Origin of the sequence: Streptomyces sp. NBC_01317 (genome assembly GCF_035961655.1) — a bacterium.
GTDB lineage: Bacteria > Actinomycetota > Actinomycetes > Streptomycetales > Streptomycetaceae > Streptomyces.
Genome location: NZ_CP108393.1, coordinates 1,989,894 through 2,004,379, shown reverse-complemented (window position 1 = coordinate 2,004,379; position 14,486 = coordinate 1,989,894). Strand labels below are relative to the sequence as shown.

General features: G+C 70.9%; 15 protein-coding genes. 11 read left to right on the top strand and 4 right to left on the bottom strand.

The genetic code is table 11. The features are described from left to right. Window positions 1–2 precede the first annotated feature (2 nt). The 4 genes from OG349_RS08395 to OG349_RS08380 all read left to right on the top strand — a co-directional run bounded on the left by OG349_RS08395 (window position 3) and on the right by OG349_RS08380 (window position 2,669). The gene (locus OG349_RS08395) at window positions 3–302 is read left to right on the top strand and encodes a DUF4235 domain-containing protein (RefSeq protein WP_327234021.1); all 300 of its coding nucleotides are present in this window, start codon (window positions 3–5) and stop codon (window positions 300–302) included. An 87-nt stretch (window positions 303–389) separates the two neighbouring features. Beyond that, on the top strand, window positions 390–1,052 hold the full coding sequence (locus OG349_RS08390; protein ID WP_327234020.1) for a CatB-related O-acetyltransferase: 663 nt from the start codon (window positions 390–392) through the stop codon (window positions 1,050–1,052). A gap of 85 nt (window positions 1,053–1,137) precedes the next feature. Then, window positions 1,138–1,728, top strand: coding sequence for a TetR/AcrR family transcriptional regulator (locus OG349_RS08385; protein ID WP_327234019.1), 591 nt, complete (start codon window positions 1,138–1,140; stop codon window positions 1,726–1,728). Further along, on the top strand, window positions 1,725–2,669 hold the full coding sequence (locus OG349_RS08380; protein ID WP_327234018.1) for an alpha/beta fold hydrolase: 945 nt from the start codon (window positions 1,725–1,727) through the stop codon (window positions 2,667–2,669). Before OG349_RS08385 ends, OG349_RS08380 begins: the two co-directional genes overlap by 4 nt. A gap of 266 nt (window positions 2,670–2,935) precedes the next feature. Here OG349_RS08380 and OG349_RS08375 read toward each other — a convergent pair whose 3' ends face one another. The 3 genes from OG349_RS08375 to OG349_RS08365 all read right to left on the bottom strand — a co-directional run bounded on the left by OG349_RS08375 (window position 2,936) and on the right by OG349_RS08365 (window position 5,418). Continuing rightward, window positions 2,936–3,709 (bottom strand): SDR family NAD(P)-dependent oxidoreductase, encoded by a 774-nt coding sequence (locus OG349_RS08375; protein ID WP_161309751.1) that lies wholly within the window; start codon window positions 3,707–3,709, stop codon window positions 2,936–2,938. Between the two features lie 107 nt (window positions 3,710–3,816). Beyond that, window positions 3,817–4,737 (bottom strand): LysR family transcriptional regulator, encoded by a 921-nt coding sequence (locus tag OG349_RS08370; RefSeq protein ID WP_327234017.1) that lies wholly within the window; start codon window positions 4,735–4,737, stop codon window positions 3,817–3,819. Between the two features lie 72 nt (window positions 4,738–4,809). Next, entirely contained in the window at window positions 4,810–5,418 is a 609-nt protein-coding gene (locus tag OG349_RS08365) for a TetR/AcrR family transcriptional regulator (protein ID WP_327234016.1), read from the bottom strand. A 121-nt stretch (window positions 5,419–5,539) separates the two neighbouring features. Here OG349_RS08365 and OG349_RS08360 point away from each other — a divergent pair, with 121 nt between their 5' ends. Next, complete coding sequence (locus tag OG349_RS08360; RefSeq protein ID WP_327234015.1) at window positions 5,540–6,073, top strand: DinB family protein; 534 nt, start codon at window positions 5,540–5,542, stop codon at window positions 6,071–6,073. Window positions 6,074–6,093: 20 nt separating this feature from the next. Here OG349_RS08360 and OG349_RS08355 read toward each other — a convergent pair whose 3' ends face one another. After that, window positions 6,094–6,360, bottom strand: coding sequence for a helix-turn-helix domain-containing protein (locus OG349_RS08355; RefSeq protein WP_161309755.1), 267 nt, complete (start codon window positions 6,358–6,360; stop codon window positions 6,094–6,096). A gap of 107 nt (window positions 6,361–6,467) precedes the next feature. On the opposite strand from OG349_RS08355, the gene map reads away from it, so the two are divergent. From map to OG349_RS08325, 6 genes are all read left to right on the top strand, one after another. Then, entirely contained in the window at window positions 6,468–7,289 is an 822-nt protein-coding gene (gene map, locus OG349_RS08350) for a type I methionyl aminopeptidase (protein ID WP_327234014.1), read from the top strand. Window positions 7,290–7,487: 198 nt separating this feature from the next. Beyond that, window positions 7,488–7,904, top strand: coding sequence for a hypothetical protein (locus OG349_RS08345; protein WP_327234013.1), 417 nt, complete (start codon window positions 7,488–7,490; stop codon window positions 7,902–7,904). 78 nt (window positions 7,905–7,982) lie between these two features. Beyond that, complete coding sequence (gene pstC / locus OG349_RS08340; RefSeq protein WP_327234012.1) at window positions 7,983–8,993, top strand: phosphate ABC transporter permease subunit PstC; 1,011 nt, start codon at window positions 7,983–7,985, stop codon at window positions 8,991–8,993. Between the two features lie 12 nt (window positions 8,994–9,005). Beyond that, window positions 9,006–10,235 (top strand): phosphate ABC transporter permease PstA, encoded by a 1,230-nt coding sequence (gene pstA, locus OG349_RS08335; protein WP_327234011.1) that lies wholly within the window; start codon window positions 9,006–9,008, stop codon window positions 10,233–10,235. Beyond that, window positions 10,232–11,971 carry a phosphate ABC transporter substrate-binding protein PstS gene (locus OG349_RS08330; protein ID WP_327234010.1) on the top strand — a complete coding sequence of 580 codons (1,740 nt, stop codon included), beginning with the start codon at window positions 10,232–10,234 and terminating at the stop codon, window positions 11,969–11,971. The genes pstA and OG349_RS08330 overlap by 4 nt, the downstream gene beginning before the upstream one ends. Next, on the top strand, window positions 11,968–14,472 hold the full coding sequence (locus OG349_RS08325; protein ID WP_327234009.1) for a hypothetical protein: 2,505 nt from the start codon (window positions 11,968–11,970) through the stop codon (window positions 14,470–14,472). Before OG349_RS08330 ends, OG349_RS08325 begins: the two co-directional genes overlap by 4 nt. Window positions 14,473–14,486: the final 14 nt, after the last annotated feature.

The window sequence follows — 14,486 nt, the reverse complement described above, 5'->3', positions numbered from 1 at the left end:
GAGTGACGAAGAAGAAGCGGAAACTCACCCTCGCGTACAAGCCCGTCGGCTTTGTCCTCGGCTGGGCGGGCGGCGCCCTGGCGGGACTCGCCTTCCAGCAGACCTGGAAGGTCCTGCGCCACGAGGACGACGCCCCGGACGCCCTGGACCGCGATCGCGGCTGGGGCGAGGTCCTGCTGGCGGCCGCGGTCCAGGGCGCGATCTTCGCGGTGGTACGGAGTGCGGTCGACCGGTCAGGAGCCAAGGCGATCGAGCGGGCGACGGGCACGTGGCCGAGCGACGGCGGAGGCGGCAGGGACTGACGGGTCGCGTAAATCGGTGTGCTCCCCGGCGCGGTGCCGCGATCATAGGGCCGGTCACCGACACGCGACCCCTGGGGATTGTTCACCATGCCCGTGCCCGCCGGCCTGCCCGCCGATCCGTCCGTGCTTCATCCGATGCCCGACCAGACGAGGGTGGTGCTGCTCAGGCCGCTGGTGACGTCCCCGCTGATCGAGGTCGGGGAGTACTCCTACTACGACGACCCGGACGACCCCACCGCCTTCGAGACGCGCAACGTGCTCTACCACTACGGTCCTGAACGGCTGGTCATCGGCAAGTTCTGCGCACTGGGCACCGGAGTGCGGTTCCTCATGAACGGCGCCAACCACCGCATGGACGGCCCGTCCACGTTCCCCTTCCCGACGATGGGCGGCTCCTGGGCCGATCATTTCGATCTCCTCACCGGGCTGCCGAACCGGGGCGACACCGTGGTCGGGAACGACGTCTGGTTCGGATACGGCACGACGGTGATGCCCGGCGTACGGATCGGGCACGGCGCGGTCATCGCCTCCGGCGCGGTGGTGACGAAGGACGTGCCCGACTACGGAATCGTCGGCGGCAACCCGGCGACCCTGGTGCGCACGCGGTACAGCGAGGACGACGTGGCCCGGCTGCTCGCGGTGGCCTGGTGGGACTGGCCCGCGGAGCACATCACCGGCCATGTGCGGACGATCATGTCGGGGAGCATCGCCGACCTCGAAGAGGCCGCCCCGGGCACCCGTCGTCCGTGACAGGCCCGGACCGCTTGCGCCGCCTAGGGGTCCTAGGTTAAAACTAGGACCCCTAGGATGATGTGGAGAGCGGGGAGGGCGGCGCATGGCGCGGGCCGGGCTGACGGTGGAGCGGGTGACGGTCGCGGGCGCCGAGGTGGCGGACGAGGTCGGGCTCGATCAGGTGAGCATGTCGCGGGTCGCGCGGCGGCTCGGCGTGAAGGACGCGAGTCTCTACACGTACGTCCGCGGTCTGGAGGATCTGCGCGGGCGGATCGCGCTGCTCGCGGCGGACGAGAAGACCATCCGTATCGCGGAGGCGACCGCCGGGCGGTCGGGCAAGGACGCGCTGGTCGCGTTCGCCGACGCCTGGCGGGAGTACGCCCACCGGCATCCGGGCCGCTACGCGGCGACGCAGGCTTCGATCCGGATCGACCCGGAGCTGGCCGCCGAGGCGCCGGGACCGCGGCGCGCGGTGGAGCTGACGTACAGCATGCTGCGTGGTTACGGACTGGCCGAGCCGGACCTGACCGACGCCGTCCGGTTGCTGCGCAGCACGTTCCACGGGTTTGTCGCGCTGGAGGCCGCGGGTGGATTCGCGCACCGGCGCGCGCCGCAGCAGTCCTGGCTTCGCGCCCTCGATGCCCTGCACGTCCTCCTGGAGCACTGGCCGTCCCTCGAAGGAGACCCCTCATGACCGCCCCGACCGTCGGCAGCCTGCGTGTGAACGGCGCGACTCTGCACTACGAAGTCCGTGGCCACGGGCCGTTTCTGCTGCTGATCCCCGGCGGGACGGGCGGCGCGGCCTCCCTCGGTGACCTGGCCGCCGGTCTCGCCGGCGAATACACCGTCGCCACGTACGATCCGCGCGGCATGGCCCGGAGCACGCTGGACGACCCCGAGGCCGGGCAGAGTGTGGCCGAGCACGCCGACGACGCGTATCGGCTGCTGGAACTGCTGTCGCCCGGTGAGCCCGCCCGGGTCTTCGGCGCCAGCTCGGGCGGGATCGCCGCCCTGCACCTGCTGACCACCCGTCCCGAACGCGTCGAACGGGTCGTCGTGCACGAGCCTCCGGTGGTGATGGTCCTGCCGGACGCGGCCGAGCATCGCCGGCTGCTCGCGCGGGTGGGGGAGACGCTCCGTACGGAAGGGCTCATGCCGGCGATGGCCGTGTTCGCGGCGGGGTTGAAGGGGGACGGCGACGCCGCCGAGCCGAAGGCGGAGGGCGAGGCGGAGGCCGAGGTGCAGGTCAAGGCCGAGGTCGAGCTTCCGCCGCAGGCGGCGGCGAGGGCCGAACAGACGATGGCCGGACTGCCCTACTTCGTCGGGCGCATCGTTCCCGCCTTCATGTCCTACACCCCGGACGTGGACCGGTTGGAGGCGCTGTCGGACCAGCTCGTACTCGCCGCGGGCGAGGACTCGCGCGGCGAACTGGCGTACCGCCCGGCCGCACTCCTGGCCGACCGCCTCGGCACGGACCTCGTGCACTTCCCCGGCGGCCACATCGGGCTGACCACCCACCCCGCCCGCTTCGGCGAACTCCTCCGCGAGACGCTCCGCGCCGACTGTCGGCCGGGAGACTCGTGCCCTTCGGCCGGGTCGGCCGAGTCGTCGTCCGTGGCTTCCGCCGCGGAGTAGGAGGTCAGATGGGTGGTCACTTCCACACTCCGCGTCAGGGTGTCGGAAGCCGCTCAGGCTGAAGTCGGACTCCAAGTGCACCCGGAATCCGCGCAGTTCGATGCCGCGCGCGGCCGCGTTGGCGGTGAGGTCACGTGGCCGAGGGCCCGGTCGCTCTGTATCGCTTCGACCGTGTTCTGGAGGGCGGTGGTGCTGACACCGTTGAGGAGTGCCGTACGAATCTTCCGTTCAGGGTCGTGGGGCGGGGGCGGCAACGGGCCCGTACGTCAGTTGCGTCCGGCCATCACGCCGCCGTCCACGTTCCAGACGGCGCCGGTGACCCAGGCCGCGTGAGGGGAGAGGAGGAAACGGATGGTGGCAGCGACGTCGGTCGGTGTTCCGGTGCGGCCGGCGGGGTGGAAGGCGTCGAACGAGTCCAGTACCTCGTCCAGTTGGTCCTTGGCGATGAACGCCTCGTAGATGGGGGTCCTGACGACGGCCGGCGCCACCGCGTTGACGCGGATGTGGTGCGGGGCGAGTTCCATGGCCAGGTGCTGGGTGAGCGCGTGGAGACCGGCCTTGGCCATGGAGTAGGCGGAGGACGGGGTGGCCGCGACGGCCTGATGGGCCCACATGGAACCGATGTTGACGACGGCGCCCCCGGCACCGGTCTCCGCCATGTTCGCGGTGACGGTCTGGGTGAGCAGGAACGCCGCCTTGCTGAAGGCGTGGTAGCGGTCGTAGTCCTCCTCCGTGTGCTCCCAGAAGGGCTTCGGGGTGAAGACACCGGCCGCGTTCACCAGCAGCTCCGCGTCGGCGTGCTCCTGGGTCAGCCGCTCGCGGAGGGCGTGGACGTCCTCTGTCCGGGTGAGGTCGGCCGTGAGGGTGTCCACCGTGCCGAGCTTCTCCAGCACCCGGGCGGCCGAGGCCGCCACCTGGGGGTCGCGGCCGACGACGACGGCCGTGCCGCCTTCCAGCATCACGAGGCGCGCCGCCTCCAGCCCCATGCCACTGGTGCCGCCGATCACGATGAGCTTCTTGCCGCCGAAGTCCTGGCTCATGATTCTCTCTATCTACTAGTTGGTAGGTGCCGGGCGGTACGTCTCGACGCTACGTCGTCCGTGTCCGCTCGGGTAGACGCTCCTCGGTGATGGGGCCATAGCGGCTGCTACTGGCCGAGAGGCGGGCTGAGGGGCGGGGGCGGCAGGTCCGGCGGGGCCGGTTCGGTGGCGAGCAGGGAGACGAGCCGCGCGAGGTCGGCGCTCAGCGGTGTGTCGCGGCTCCACACGGCTTCGTACCGGATCTCCACGGGCCGGCCGGAGCGCACCAGCGGCCGGCACGAGGCATGCGTACCGGAGACCTTCGACGCGGGGAGCAGGGCGGCGCCCAGGCCGAGGCCGGCCCATTCCTCCAGCACCCGGTAGTCCGACGCCTCGCCGGGATAGCGGCGCAGGGGCAGGCCCCGGTCGTGGAAGAGCGCGGTGGTGAAGGCCGTCAGTCCGCAGGTGTCGGGCACGAGGATGTACGACGCGTCCGCCGCGGCTTCCAGTTCCAGCGGCGTGTCCGCGATCGTGGCGGAGGGGTCGACGACTACGACCGGCTCGCGGTGGACGACCCGGTGCTGGAACCGTGGCATCGGCCGCACCGCGGGGATCAGGACGACGTCCAGGTCCCCGGCCGTCAGACCGGCTTCCAGGTCCTCCCTGTCGGCCTCCCGCAGGACCACGGCGCGCGGCGGGCCGAGGGCGCGGGCCGCGTCGAAGGCGCGGGCGACGAGGTCCGGTCCGATCAGCGGTGAGACGCCCACGCGGATGGTCTCCGGCGCCGGGTCCGCCAGACGCCGGGCCTCCGCGCTGACGGAGTCCAAGGCGGACAGAGCCCGCTCCACCAGCGGCAGGATCCGCGCCCCGTGCGCGGTGGGCCTGACCCCGCGCGGGGACCGGTCGAACAGCTTCAGACCCCACTCCTCCTCCAGGCGCGCGATCCCGTTGGACAGCGCGGGCTGGGTCACTCCGTAGGCGCGGGCGGCGGCGCTGAACGACTTGGTCTGGGAGACCGCTCGCGCGTACCGCAGTCCTTCGATGTTCACGGCACCGCCACCCTCTCCGTTCCCCGCCCTCTCCGCTCCGCCGGCCTCTACGCTCCGCCGCTCCGTGCTCCGTCAGTGCGCCGCGCGCGGACGCAACCCCTCGACGGCCGAGGCGGCGACACCGTCGAAGTAGGACACGTCACCCAGGGCGCGGGCCGTGAACATCGCTCCCTGCACCGCCGAGAGGAATCCGCGCGCCGCCTGCCCGGGATCCGGGATCGCCGCCAGCTCGCCGGACGCGATGCCCTGGGCGACGAGACCGGTCAGCCAGTCGACGTTCGCGGCGAAGAACCGCGCCACGGCCCGGCGGGCCTCCTCCGGGACCGCTTCCGCCTCCGCCGCCAGCGTCGCGCACAAGCACGCCTGACCGTCCTCCAGTCCTTCGCGGTACAGACCCGCGTAGAACTCCAGCAGTCTCACGGCGCCCGGTCCGCCCTGCCCGGCGGACCGCTGTTCCACGGACCCCTGCTGCGCCGACCGCAGCCGGGCCATGAAGTCGCCGCTGTACCGCGACACCATCTCCAGAGCCAGATCCGCCTTCGTCGGAAAGTGATGGTGGACGCTCGGCTTCCTGATCCCGACCGCCTCCGCGAGATCCGCGTAGCTGAACGCGGCGTAGCCCCGCCGCCGCACCACGGACGTGGCGGCGTCGAGAAGCTGTGTGCGCGTCATCGTACTCATACGGTTACGCTACCTACCAGAAGGTAGATCGACAAGTGGAGCGCGCGGGCGCCGCCGTTCTTCGCGGCACGCACGCCGTCGGCCCGTCCACCACCGCCGTCCGAAAGGCAGACCGACCGCCATGTTCGACATCGAAGAGCTGCTGCGTGAGTACGACCGCGCCCGCGCCTACACCGACCAGCTGTGGACCGATCTCGCCCCGGACGAAGTGCTGTGGCGCCCGCACGACGACTCCAGCGCCATCGGATGGCACGTAGGACACCAGGCCCACGTCGCCCACTTCATGGTCCGCAACCTGACCGCCGCGGAACCGAGTCCAGACCCGGCGCTGGACGCGCTGATGGATTCGGCGACTCCCGAGCGTGGCCGGGGACAACTGCCGGAACTGGAAAGGCTGTCCGCGTTCCGCGCCGCCGTCGCCGAGAGCGTCCACCGCCGTATGACGGACATCAGCGAGGGCCGGGTCGGCGCACCCCGGCAGCTCGCCGTCGTGGCCGGGCACCTGCTGACCACGATCATCAACCATGAGTACCAGCACGACCGGTGGATCGGGGAGGTCCGCGCCCGCGACCTCGGCCGTCCCCTGCCCGACGCCCCCGACTCGGACAAGATCACACGCGTCGACGGCTACCTCATGGTGTGCGCCCCGTCGTAGGCACCGCGGGGCGAAGGGTTCTAGGACGCCTCGCTCAGGGCGGGGTCGGTGCGCCAGACGAGGGCGAGGTCCGACAGGGGTACGTCCAGAACCTCGCTGAGGCGGACGATCGTGCCGAACGCGGGGGTCGGCAGGCGGCCCGTTTCGATCTTGCGGAGGGTCTCCGGTGAGATCTCCGCCGCCAGGGCCACTTCGACGGGGCTGCGTCCGGCTCGGGCGGCGCGCAACGCCGCTCCGAGGCGTCGGCCCGCCTCGATCTGTTCGGGGGCGAGCGGGTAGCGAACCATGCGCTCATGCTAGGTGGGCGGGTGTGTGGCGGCAACCATCCTCCCTGGCTGGTATAAATATACCTGCCAGTGGGCCGGAGGGTGCCCCGGAGAAATCGAGGAATGCAGTGATCGAGCTCAAATCTCCCCAAGACATCGAGCGCATGCATGTCACTGGACAGTTCCTCGGCCAGGTGCTGGCCGAGCTGGGTGACCTGGCCGCCGTGGGGGTCAACCTGCTGGACCTGGAGCATCACGCCCGCCGCCGGATCAAGGAGCGCGGCGCGGAGTCCTGCTACTGGGACTACGCGCCCTCGTTCGGCAAGGGCCCGTTCCGTAACGTGGTGTGCCTCTCGGTCAACGACGCCGTCCTGCACGGACTGCCCCACAGCTACAAGCTGCGCGACGGGGACCTTCTGACCATGGACATGGCGGTACGTGTCGACGGCTGGGCCGCGGACTCGGCCCACTCCGTCGTCGTCGGCACCCCGGCCGCCGGGGATCTGCGGCTGATCGAGGCCACCGAGGTCGCCCTGGAAGCCGCGATCGAGGTCGCGCGGCCGGGCAACCGGCTCGGGGACATCTCGGCGGCCATCGGCGGGGTCGCCGCGTCGTACGGGTACCCGGTCAACCTGGAGTTCGGCGGTCACGGTATCGGCCGCACGATGCACGAGGACCTGCACATTCCCAACGACGGCCGGCCAGGCCGTGGTTGGAAGCTGCGGCCCGGCCTGACGCTCGCGATCGAGCCCTGGTTCGCGGCCGGCACCAACAAGATCGTCTATGACCCGGACGGCTGGACGATCCGCTCGGCCGACGGCTCGCGCACCGCTCACTCCGAACACACCGTCGCCATCACCGAGACCGGCCCGCTCGTGCTCACCCGGCGCCCCGAGAACGGCAAGGGGCGGCCGGAGGGCCGGCGGGAGTCTTCGCCGAACCGACGCTGACGAGGGCGGATTCGCCGGTGGGGCCGCCCCTCCGGGACGTTCCCCGGCCCGGCGTCAGGAGTCCGCATGGGGACATAGGGGCAACATTCGAGTGAAGTGTTCGGCCGGTGATCGATTGAAACCGCAACTGTCCCGCTCGTCTCAATAAGTTGCTCCTGCCGTTCCCAACCCCGGGAAGGGCGGGGGGAGCTGAAGGTCATGAAGCGATCGGACGAGTTAGGCAGAGCCGCCGTGGGCGGGGCGCGGTGTCAGATCGACACCGATCCGGCGGGCGGGTTCGGCTGGCGGCTCATCGCGCACAACGGCCGGGTGGTCGGGGTGTCCGCGGCCAGCTTCACGGACAGCCGGGCCTGCGCGCGGGCGTTCGGCGAGATGTGCGCCCAGGCGGACAAGGCGGCCGGAGGCGTTCATCACGGACCGGGCGGTGACGGGTGGGCCTGGTGGTTACGCATGCCCGACGGAACGGCCGTCGCGGCGTCCTCACGTACGTACGAGAGGTACTCCACCTGCCGGGCGGCGCTGGGCCGGTTCGTCGGGCTGCTCGGGCAATTCGCCGCTCTGAAACAGGAGTTGGCAGATTTAAAGGAGTCGGGGGAGGCAAAGTGTCAGAGATGAACGGAAGTTGCCCCTAGGGCACACCTCGTTCACACACCTGAGCACACGTGTCAATGACGCGCCCCGAGGGTGACCGGTGTGACGACACACATCGAAGTGCGCCCCGGGGAGGGGTCCGAAGGGCCCAGACGCCTGTTCGCGGACCCAGGGCTGCCGGACCGGATCTTCCGTGGTGTCGCCCGCTCCGGCGGCGGATTTGTGCTCGCCGTGATGCTCCTGGTCGGCGGCTTCCTGCTCTACCGCGCCTGGCAGGCGCTCTCCCGGGCCGGCTGGTCCTTCCTGACCACCGAGACCTGGGAGCCGGACGCCGGGCGCTTCGGCATCGCGGCCGTGCTGGTGGGAACAGTCCTCATCGCCCTGGTGGCGATCCTGGTCGCCGTACCGCTCGCGGTGGGGGGCGCGCTCTACATCTCGGAGTACGCCCCGCCCCGCATCCGGCAGACCCTCATCGGTGTGGTCGACCTGATGGCCGCCGTGCCCTCCGTGGTCTACGGGCTGTGGGGGCTGTTCTTCTTCCAGAACCAGGTCCTCGGCACGGCCCGCTGGATCTCCACGTACTTCGGCTGGATCCCGTTCTTCGCCGTCGACGGCGCCGACCCGCGCGACCCGCTCGCCAACGCGACCGTCTACGCCTCCTCCACCCTGATCGCCGGCATCGTGGTCGCGCTCATGGTCGCGCCCATCGTCTGCTCGGTGATGCGTGAGGTGTTCTCGCAGGCCCCGGTGGGCGAGCGGGAGGGTTCGTACGCGCTCGGCGCCACCCGCTGGGGCATGATCCGCAGCGTCGTCCTGCCGTTCGGCAAGGGCGGCATGATCGGCGGGACCATGCTCGGGCTCGGCCGGGCGCTCGGCGAGACCATCGGTGTCTATCTCGTCATCTCGCCGATCTTCGACATCCAGTGGCACGTGCTCCAGAGCGGCACCAGCTCGATCTCCTCACTGATCGCCCTGCGGTACGGAGAAGCCAGCGAGTTCGGCATGTCCGCGCTGATGGCAGCCGGCCTGGCGCTCTTCCTGATGACCCTCGTCGTCAACTTCGCCGCGTCCTCCATCGTCGCCCGCAGCCGCTCCGGCGCGGCGAGCGAGTAGGGAATCCCCGTCATGACCACAGCACCTCCGCGCCCGCGCACCACCCTGGCCGCCGAACGCCCGCCGCCCGCCGACCCGTTGGGCGAGCGCCGCCGTGACACCTCACTGACGCGCGGCAGTGATGTGTACGCGCTGGTGGGGGCCGCCGCCGCGTCGTTCGCGCTCACCGGCCTGCTCTTCACCCGGCTGCTGCCCTTCAACGGCCTCGTGGGCTTCGTCGTGGTCGCGTACCTCCTGTTCCTCGGCGTGTACGCGCTCCTCGTGTCGTTCGACGAGTCGGGACCCGCCGTCCGCGACAAGGTGGCCGGGGTGGTGATCCAGAGCCTCGCGCTGCTCATGCTCGTGGCGCTGGTGTTCGTGGTCGTCTACACCCTCTTCGAGGGCCGGGAGGCGCTGCCGCACCTGAACTTCTACACCGAGGACATGCGCACGGCGGGCCCGCTCGACCCCCTGTCCGCCGGGGGCGTCCTGCACGCGGTCGTCGGGACGCTGGAGCAGATCGCGCTGGCGCTCGCCTTCACCGTCCCCGTCGGCCTGGTCTGCGCGGTCTTCCTCAACGAGGTGCCCGGACGGTTCGCCCGGCTGGTCAGGACGGTGGTGGAGGCGATGACCGCGCTGCCGTCGATCGTCGCCGGCCTTTTCATCTACGCCACGGTGATCCTGACGCTCGGCCTCGGCCGGTCCGGGTTCGCGGCCTCGCTCGCGCTCGCGGTGATGATGCTGCCGATCATCATCCGGGCCTCCGACGTGGTCATCCGGCTCGTCCCCGGCACCCTGCGCGAGGCGTCGTACGCCCTTGGTACGTCGCGCTGGCGCACGGTGTGGCACGTGGTCCTGCCCACCACCCGGTCCGGACTGACCACGGCGGTGATCCTCGGTACGGCGCGGGGCGTCGGGGAGACCTCCCCGGTGCTGCTGACGGCCGGATTCACCGCCGAGTTGAACGCGAACCCCTTCAACGGGCCGCAGGTCTCGCTCCCGCTGGCCGTCTTCGAGTTCGTCAAGTCGCCGGAACCCACCATGATCGCCCGGGGTTTCGGCACGGCGGCGGCCCTCATGACCCTGGTCCTGCTGCTGTTCATCCTCGCGCGGGTGATCGGCGGCCGTAACTCCGGCCGGCTCAGCCGCGGCCAGGAGCACCGCCGCGTCCAGGCGTCCCGCAAGGACGCCGAGCGGTTCGCCGCGCGTGACAGGGCGCACGCCGCCCCGAAATCCGTTACAGATCCAGGGAGTTCCCAGTGAGAGCCGCACCGCTCACCCGCACGCTCGTGTTGCTCGCGGCGCTGGCCTGCGCGTTGGCCGCCGTCCATCCACCGGCGTGGGCCGAGTCGTACACGAAGCTCAGCGGTTCGGGGTCGACCTGGAGCTCGAACGCGCTGGACCAGTGGCGGCGCAACATCGGCGCCAACATCGGGCTGACCGTGAACTTCTCGGCGTCCGGCTCCTCGGTGGGCCGGGAGGAGTTCAAGAACGGCGTCTCGGACTTCGGCGTCTCGGAGATCCCGTACGGGCTGACCGAGGGCCGGACCACGGACGTGCCGCCGACCAAACGCAGCTACGCGTACATGCCGATCGTGGCCGGTGGCACCTCGTTCATGTACAACCTCAAGATCGGTGGCAAGAAGGTCACCAATCTGCGGCTGTCGGGCGAGGTGATCACCAAGCTCTTCACCGGCAGGATCACCATGTGGAACGCGCCGGAGATCAAGGCCGACAACCCGGGCCTCACCCTTCCCGCCCGCCGCGTCGTCCCCGTGGTGCGCTCCGACGGCTCCGGTACGACGGCCCAGTTCACGACCTGGATGGCCAAGAAGCACGGCTCGCTGTGGAACGACTACTGCCGCAGGGCGGGCCGGTCGACGCCGTGCGGGATGACGTCGTACTACCCGGTGATCCCCGGGTCCTCGACCGTCGCCAAGTCCGGCTCGCTGGGCGTGTCCGGCTTCACCAAGCAGTCCAGCTTCGAGGGCGCGATCACGTACGTCGAGTACTCGTACGCGATCAAGACCGGCTTCCCGGTCGCCAAGATGCTGAACAGCGAGGGGTATTACGTCGAGCCGACCTCGTCCAGTGTCGCGGTGGCGTTGCAGCAGGCCCGTATCAACGAGAACAAGAACTCGCCGAACTACCTCACGCAGATCCTCGACGGCGTCTACGTCAACCGGGACCGCAGGTCGTACCCGCTCTCCAGCTACAGCTACATGATCATCCCGACCTCCACGGAACTCGGCTTCACGACCGGCAAGGGCAAGTCGCTGGGCACCTTCGCCAACTACTTCCTCTGTGACGGCCAGCAGCAGGCGGAGGAGCTGGGCTACTCGCCGCTGCCGATGAACCTGGTGCAGGCCGGCTTCAGCCAGGTCCGGCGCATCCCGGGCGCGCCGGTCGCGGACATCAAGATCAGCAGCTGCCGCAACCCCACCTTCTCCTCCGACGGCTCCAACACGCTGGCGAAGAAGGCTCCTTACCCCAAGGAGTGCGACAAGCGGGGGCCGACGCAGTGCTCCACCGGCACGGCGGGCGCGGCCCGCGAGGAGACACCGGTCGTCCCGGCGGCCCGGGGGAACGGTGGCGGTGGTACGAACTCCGGCGGTACGAGCGGTGGTTCGGGCTCGGGGACCGCGAGCGGCGGCAACGCGACCGCTACGGGCGGGAGTTCCGCTTCGGGTGGCGCCGCGGACTCCGCCGGGAACGGTACGGGCGGCTCCCCGGACTCCGAGGGCGCCGCGGCGTCCGGTGGTACGGGGGCCGGAGGCGCGGTCGACCCCGACACGGGTGAACCGCTGGGCAGCGAGGCGGGGACGGGTGACGCGAGTGTGGTCGGTACGCCGGTCACCCTGGCGTCCGAGGGATCCATGGGCCTGCGCGGCGCGCTGATGGCGCTCTCGGCGGCCCTGCTGCTCGGCGTGGTCGTGGGCCCGCCGGTCGTGGCCCGCGCACTGGCCGGGCGGGCGCGACGCAGAGGGGACGAGCGATGAGACGCGGATCTGACCGGCGCAAGCGGGACCGGCGACTCGACCGCCGTACGGCGGCGGGCGTGTGCGCGCTGCTCGGAGCCCTGGTCCTCGCGGTGCTGCCGCTGCCGCCGGGCGACGAGGCCCAGGCGGCGGGACAGGAGCGCGCGTCCTCGGCGCTCACCGTCCAGGGGAGGAAGGGGACGCTGGACGATTTCTCCGGCCTCAAGGTGACGGTAGGTCAGACGAAGGACCTCCGCTCGCAGGGGGTACGGGTGAGCTGGACGGGCGGGAAGCCGACCACGGGGTACCCGTCGTACAACTACCTCCAGGTGATGCAGTGCTGGGGCGACGACCCGAAGGGCCCCGACCGCGAACAGTGTGTGTTCGGGGTGGCGAAGAAGGGGGACAAGGGCGGCGGCCTGGTGGCTCTGCGGCAGCTCGACGGGGACCCCGCGGAGACCGAGTACGTCGACAACGGCACCGCCGAGTCCTTCGTGCCGTTCCGCCCGGCCAACGGCGAACCCGCCACGACCGGCAGCCGCGACTTCACGTACTTCAGCAATCTCGACACCAACGAGGAACTGTTCGGCATCACCCGGGCCGACGGGACGGGTGACCTGGTCTTCCCGGTGCAGACAGCCCGGGAGGCCCCGCATCTGGGCTGCGGCGAACGCCTCGGGACCGGCGCCTCCGAGAAGGTCAGGAACTGCTGGCTGGTGGTGGTGCCGCGCGGCGAGCACGACGTCGACGGCACCGGGGGCAACAACCAGATGTTGCAGAGCTCCCCGCTCTCCACCTCCAACTGGGCCCAGCGGCTGGTGTTCCCGATGGGCTTCCAGCCCGTGGGCGACGGCTGCGCGCCGGACAAGGCCGAACGCCGCATGATCGGCTCGGAGATGGCCACCGACGCCATCACCTCCTGGCAGTCCCGGCTCTGCGCCGGCGGGGAGACCCGGTTCACGTTCAGCCAGTCCGGCGAGGACTTCGCGCGGTCGCAGATCACCGAGCCCACGGACTCCGCACCCGGGCTGGCCTTCACGATCGACCCGGTCAGGGCGCCGAAGGGCGCCGCGCCCGTGGTGCACGCGCCGGTGGCGCTGAGCGGACTGACGGTCGGGTTCTTCTGGGAGCGCGAGGGCCAGACCGCGGTCCAGGACATCAAACTCACCCCGCGCCTGCTCGCGAAGATCCTCACCGCGTCCTACATCAACGACGTGCGGCTGATGACGGGCGCCGAGTCCAAGGTCCCCGCGCATCTGGTGGGCAACGCCGCGTCGATCGTCGTGGACCCGGAATTCCTGAATTTGAATCCCCAATTCAAGGAAGGCGCCCTGAATCCGCTCGCGAACGCCGGAGCGATCATGCTGATCGGGGATGTCTCTGATGTGAACAGTATGGTCTGGCGGTATATCCAGAGCGATCCCGAGGCGCGTTCCTTCCTCAAGGGCGAAGCGGATCCGTGGGGCACGAAGGTCAATCCGTACTACAAGGGACTGGACCTGGACTCCAAGGCTCCGGTCGAATTCCCCAAGGTCGATCCGACCGAGACCGAACTCACCAGCGACGGCAAGCACATCACGTACGGCCAACTGGACTGGGCGCCCTATGTGGCGGACATGCACCAGGGGGCGCTCTTCGTCCGCCGGGGGAGCAACGGCGGGAAGTCCCGCATCGAGCAGGACACCTCGGCCCCCGAGGGGGTGAAGCTGGTCGGCGTCCCGCCGACGCACGGCAGCCGGCGGGCGTACGGGATCGTCGACACGGCCTCCGCCGCGCGCTACCAGCTGGGGGTCGCCGCGCTGCGGACGTCCGACGGCCGGTTCGTGAAGCCCACGGACGCGTCGATGCTGAAGGCCGTCGGCGCGATGAAGGACACGGCCGTGCCCGGCGTCAAGGCCGCCGACCCCGGCAAGGCCAAGGGCGGGGCCTATCCGCTGACCACGCTGACCTACGCGGCCGCGTCGACCGACCTGGACAGGCCCGTGCGGGAGGACTACGCGCGCGTGCTGCGGTACGCGGCAGGTCAGGGGCAGGTGCCCGGGTACGGGCCGGGGGAGCTGCCGCCCGGGTACGTACCGCTGCCGGCCGCGCTCCGGCGGCAGACCGAGGCCGCGGCGGACCGGCTGGAGAAGGGCAACCCGGACGCCGCCGGTCCGGAGGACGGTGCTTCGTCCGGGGGCGGGGGCTCGGGGAACGGCGGGGACGGCGGGTCGGGGTCGGGCTCCGGCTCCGGCGGCGTCGGTGGAGGTACCGGAGGCGGTACGGCCGGTTCCGGCGACGGCGGCGGGAGCGGCGGCGGTGCGAGCGAGGATTCCGGCGCCGGGCCCGGGAGCGGCGCGCCGTCCACCCCGGCGGCCGGCTCCGCGGCGGACAAGAAGACCGTGGCGCAGTCGGGCGGTGTGACCCCCGGCGGGGTGCTGGGCGTCATCCGCTGGGCCCTGCTCGGCGTGCTCGTCGCGGGCGGCGCCGCCGCGCTGGCCGGGCCCGTACTGCTGCGGCTTTCGGTGCGCCGGTCCCCCTGAACGCATGACCGCCC

Coding starts and splice junctions, on each gene's coding strand:
- OG349_RS08380 (WP_327234018.1), top strand. CDS start 1,725: ATGACCGCCCCGACCGTCGGCAGCCTGCGTGTGAACGGCGCGACTCTG.
- pstA (WP_327234011.1), top strand. CDS start 9,006: ATGACCACAGCACCTCCGCGCCCGCGCACCACCCTGGCCGCCGAACGC.
- OG349_RS08375 (WP_161309751.1), bottom strand. CDS start 3,709: ATGAGCCAGGACTTCGGCGGCAAGAAGCTCATCGTGATCGGCGGCACC.
- OG349_RS08345 (WP_327234013.1), top strand. CDS start 7,488: ATGAAGCGATCGGACGAGTTAGGCAGAGCCGCCGTGGGCGGGGCGCGG.
- OG349_RS08360 (WP_327234015.1), top strand. CDS start 5,540: ATGTTCGACATCGAAGAGCTGCTGCGTGAGTACGACCGCGCCCGCGCC.
- OG349_RS08385 (WP_327234019.1), top strand. CDS start 1,138: ATGGCGCGGGCCGGGCTGACGGTGGAGCGGGTGACGGTCGCGGGCGCC.
- OG349_RS08390 (WP_327234020.1), top strand. CDS start 390: ATGCCCGTGCCCGCCGGCCTGCCCGCCGATCCGTCCGTGCTTCATCCG.
- OG349_RS08325 (WP_327234009.1), top strand. CDS start 11,968: ATGAGACGCGGATCTGACCGGCGCAAGCGGGACCGGCGACTCGACCGC.
- OG349_RS08365 (WP_327234016.1), bottom strand. CDS start 5,418: ATGAGTACGATGACGCGCACACAGCTTCTCGACGCCGCCACGTCCGTG.
- OG349_RS08355 (WP_161309755.1), bottom strand. CDS start 6,360: ATGGTTCGCTACCCGCTCGCCCCCGAACAGATCGAGGCGGGCCGACGC.